The 2985-nt window shown below is 59.1% G+C and carries 3 protein-coding genes; all 3 read right to left on the reverse strand.

The window, feature by feature from the left end; all coding sequences use genetic code 11:
• Positions 1-62: 62 nt before the first annotated feature.
• A complete protein-coding gene (locus HT737_RS15570) occupies positions 63-839 on the reverse strand; it encodes a DeoR/GlpR family DNA-binding transcription regulator (protein WP_047297387.1) in 777 nt (258 codons plus the stop codon).
• Between the two features lie 157 nt (positions 840-996).
• Positions 997-2364: a bifunctional UDP-N-acetylglucosamine diphosphorylase/glucosamine-1-phosphate N-acetyltransferase GlmU gene (glmU, locus tag HT737_RS15575; protein WP_182403175.1), complete on the reverse strand. Its 1368-nt coding sequence runs from the start codon at positions 2362-2364 to the stop codon at positions 997-999.
• 117 nt (positions 2365-2481) lie between these two features.
• Positions 2482-2907 carry a F0F1 ATP synthase subunit epsilon gene (locus HT737_RS15580; RefSeq protein ID WP_007954164.1) on the reverse strand — a complete coding sequence of 142 codons (426 nt, stop codon included), beginning with the start codon at positions 2905-2907 and terminating at the stop codon, positions 2482-2484.
• Between the last annotated feature and the right edge of the window lie 78 nt (positions 2908-2985).

Consider the following 2985-nt stretch of genomic DNA (forward strand, 5'->3'; position numbering starts at 1 on the left):
GCCTTCGAGCAGGATGGCGGTGATATTACGTTCAGCAACTGCGCCGACAATTCCACACATGCTTATTTCTCCTGACTGACAGCCGCGCAAATCACGGTGATACCGCGGGCCTGAATCTGATCGCGGGCCTCTTGTGGCAGGCGATCATCGGTAATGAGGGTATGGACGCTGCTCCACGGCAGCTCCAGGTTGGGGATCTTGCGGCCGATCTTGTCGGCCTCGACCATCACGATCACTTCCCGCGCCACTTCCGCCATCACCCGGCTCAAACCGAGCAACTCGTTGAATGTGGTGGTACCGCGCACCAGATCGATGCCATCGGCGCCGATAAACAACTGGTCGAAGTCGTAAGAGCGTAGTACCTGCTCGGCCACCTGGCCCTGGAAGGACTCCGAATGCGGATCCCAGGTACCGCCGGTCATTAGCAGCACCGGCTCGTGCTCGAGTTCGCTCAAAGCGTTGGCGACATGCAGGGAATTGGTCATGACGACCAGACCCGGCTGCTGGCCCAGCTCGGGGATCATGGCGGCGGTGGTACTGCCGCTGTCGATGATGATGCGGGCGTGCTCGCGGATACGTTTGACGGCAGCGCGGGCAATCGCCTGTTTGTATTTCGAAACGCTCTGGCCGGGTTCAGCGACCAGCTCCTGCGGCATGGTGATCGCCCCGCCGTAACGACGCAGCAACAGACCATGGCTCTCAAGTGCTGCCAGATCCTTGCGGATCGTAACTTCCGAAGTTTCGAAGCGCTTGGCCAGTTCATCCACACTGACTTCGCCCTGCTCATTGAGCAAGGCGAGAATGTTGTGGCGGCGTTGGGGCGTGTTGCGTTTCGACATGGCGGCTAAAGTTTCGATTCGAAAGATAACGGAAGCAATAAAAACCTATTGCCCTTCAATCGTCAAGCTCAGGCCATAAAAAATCGCAGCCCCCGGCACCCTCTATAGGAGCTGCCGAAGGCTGCGATCTTTTGATCTAAAAGCAGCTGTGGATAACTCAGCTCTTCTTGATCTTCTCCGGCCGCTTCCAGCCATCGATATTCTTCTGCCGCGCCCGACCCACCGCCAACTGCGCGTTATCCACATTCTGGGTAATGGTCGAGCCAGCCGCAGTGGTTGCCCCGGACGAGATATCCACAGGCGCGACCAACGAGTTGTTGGAGCCGATGAATACATCCTCGCCCAACACGGTTTTCCATTTGTTGGCGCCATCGTAGTTACAGGTGATGGTGCCGGCGCCAATGTTGGTGCGTGCACCGATTTCCGCGTCGCCCAGGTAGGTCAGGTGCCCGGCCTTGGCGCCCTCGCCCATGCGCGCGTTTTTCAGTTCGACAAAGTTACCCACATGCGCGCGCGCTTCCAGAACCGTGCCTGGACGCAGTCGGGCGAACGGACCGGCATCGCTGCCTTCACCCAGCACCGCACCTTCGATGTGGCTGTTGGCTTTGATCACCACGCCTTTGCGCAGGGTGCTGTCCTTGATCACGCAGTTCGGGCCGATTACCACGTCGTCCTCGATGACAACCTTGCCTTCGAGAATCACGTTGACGTCGATCAGCACATCGCGACCGACGGTGACTTCGCCCCGCACATCGAAACGCGCAGGATCTCGCAGGGTCACGCCTTGCGCCATCAGGCGGCGGCCGGCGCGCAACTGGTAATGCCGCTCCAGTTCCGACAGTTGCTTGCGATCATTGGCGCCTTGCACTTCCATCGGGTCGTGCGGCTGCTCGGTGGCCACCACCAGACCATCGTCAACCGCCATTTCGATCACGTCGGTCAGGTAGTACTCGCCTTGCGCGTTGTTGTTTGACAGGCGGCTCATCCAGTCGGCCAGGCGATTGGCCGGGACAGCGAGGATGCCGGTGTTGCCTTCAGTGATCGCGCGCTGGGCTTCGCTGGCATCTTTGTGTTCGACGATGGCAGCGACCTTGCCGTCAGCCCCGCGTACGATGCGGCCGTAACCGGTCGGGTCTTCCAGCTCAACGGTCAGCAGGCCCATCTGCCCCGGTACGACGTGCTTGAGCAGACGCTGCAGGGTTTCGACTTCGATCAACGGCACGTCACCGTAAAGGATCAGTACGGTTTCAGCACTGATGAACGGGACCGCTTGAGCGGTGGCATGTCCAGTGCCCAATTGTTTGTCCTGCAGGACGAAATTCAGGTCGTCAGCCGCCAGACGCTCGCGCACCACGTCGGCACCGTGGCCGATCACCACATGAATGCGCTGTGGATCGAGCTGCCGTGCACTGTGGATAACATGCCCAAGCATGGAGTTGCCGGCAACCGGGTGCAGCACTTTGGGCAACGCCGAACGCATACGGGTGCCTTGACCGGCCGCGAGAATAACGATTTCGAGAGACATGACTGGCTACCAATCCTGGGCGGTCAGCAACTGCGACCGGGTTGTAAAAATCGGAAAAGAAAAAAGGGTAGCCGAGGCTACCCTTTTTTATCAATCGCACAACAAGTGGCTGACGGATTAACCGCCAAACTTCTTGCGGATCTGTTGGACGGTGCGCAGCTGAGCTGCAGCCTCGGCCAGACGTGCGGACGCAGCTCCGTAATCGAAATCTGCGCTCTTCTCATGCAGAGCAGCTTCGGCAGCCTTGAGGGCTGCTTGAGCCTGAGCTTCATCCAGGTCGGCGGCACGTTGCACGGTATCGGCAAGCACCTTGACCATGTTCGGCTGAACCTCGAGGAAACCACCGGAGATGTAGAACACCTCGGCTTCCCCGCCTTGCTTGATCAGGCGGATCGGACCTGGCTTCAGATTAGTGATCAGCGGCGCGTGACCCAGAGCGATACCAAGATCACCCAGTGCACCGTGCGCAATCACCATCTCGACCAGGCCGGAAAAGATTTCCCCTTCCGCGCTGACGATATCGCAATGGACTGTCATAGCCATCTGATTGCCTCAACCTAAATTAGCGCCCGTTGCCGGGCGCCGGGATTACAGTTTCTTGGCTTTCTCGATCGCTTCTTC

The organism is Pseudomonas sp. MD195_PC81_125 (assembly GCF_014060985.1).
Lineage (GTDB): Bacteria > Pseudomonadota > Gammaproteobacteria > Pseudomonadales > Pseudomonadaceae > Aquipseudomonas > Aquipseudomonas parakoreensis.